This window comes from Eubacterium uniforme, from assembly GCF_900167115.1.
GTDB classification, from domain to species: Bacteria; Bacillota; Clostridia; order Lachnospirales; family Lachnospiraceae; genus Eubacterium_S; species Eubacterium_S uniforme.
The window spans coordinates 1-1,427 of the sequence record NZ_FUXZ01000040.1; the positions used below are offsets into that span (position 1 = coordinate 1).

The 1,427-nt window shown below is 32.0% G+C and carries 1 protein-coding gene; it reads right to left on the reverse strand.

All coding sequences use genetic code 11. The features are described 5' to 3' along the window. Nucleotides 1-1,145 (reverse strand): hypothetical protein (locus B5D16_RS12290; protein ID WP_143405137.1); only part of this gene is annotated, 1,145 nt, incomplete at its 3' end. Nucleotides 1,146-1,427 lie beyond the last annotated feature (282 nt).

The following is a 1,427-nucleotide window of genomic DNA, read 5'->3' on the forward strand; positions in this document are numbered from 1 at the left end:
TTTCTCATGGCACGTTCTTTAAAGTAAACCATTCCACTGGTTATACCTTTTTCATCACACTTATCATCAAGCGCTTTCTTTACTGTCATTTCTTCACCAGCTACAGAAATAATATTATTCTTAATACTATTCCATTCACTATAAGAATTAATAACATTTCCATCTACAACACCATAATAATAAGTTGGTGAAGTATATTCATACGCGAAAGTAAGATCTACCTCTCCATTACCATCAGTCATAACAAAAACAACTGTATTGCCATTACTCTTTTGATAAAACTGTTCCATGTTATCTGTAGACATTTGAAATTTAGTAGTCTTACCACTAATCGCTAAAGAATTAACACTACTATTACCGTTATCAGCTATTTTAACCTTATTTTGTTCATCACCGTTTGCTGAAACTATAGCATACCAAGGCTGTGTAGCTTTTGTTCCTTCAATGTCTTCAGGAGTTACAAAAACACCTTTGTTAATTTTAATAGCAGATAGATTTTTAGTTTCAAGCCTAATGCCAAAAACCTTATCCTTAAGAGTCTTACCAGTATTATCTGTCTTCTTGAATGTCAGTTTCTGACGATAATTAATATCTTTGGTATAACTTCTTAAATCCACGTCTTTTGTCGGTATTTCTTTTCCATCCAGTACAGCCATTTTTTGTCCTGAAGAACCTTTATAAATAGTATAAGTAGCATCAATGTCGCCATTTTTTTTAAAAATAGTATTATAAAGTGTGCTATTATAGCTATTGCATAAAGACTTGACATTTTCTCCACTTCTAAGCCCCCATAAAAGAGCCTGAGTAATCATACGTGCATCTTTATCAGAATATCCACTATGATTTTTCCAGAAATATGCAAGTTTAGCATACTTAGCACCAGTGCTTAAATCACTAGAGCCATCGCTTGAATATGATTTTGTTGAATCCTCATTTAAACTACCTGTAGGTAGTCCATAACCATAATCCATACAAAATCCAATTTGACCATCTACTGTATAAGCATAGATTTCATATCCCATACAATTACCCAGATAGCCACCAAATGCAAAAGTCGCAGCATCAACATTTGTTGGAACTACTGCGACCAAGGTCATTAGCACTGCCATTAAAAAAGACAGTATTCTTTGTTTGTTTTTCTTCATTTTAGATTTCTCCTATCTTAATAATTTTTAGTATTTTAATTCGCTTCCGAATGTGACCTCAAAAAGAAAACAATAATCACCCTCTTTCTTATATTTTTGTATATAAAAAGAGAGCTACAATTGATATGTAACTCTCTTATACACTCCTTTTTAATAAACTGTTATTCCATTTTCTTCTCTATATTTCTTTATTGCTTCAAAATCAATTTCCGAAGTATTACCTCTCATATTATCAACTTTTTCAGTAAAAACAGCATATGATTCACCACTTCCCATAGCTAT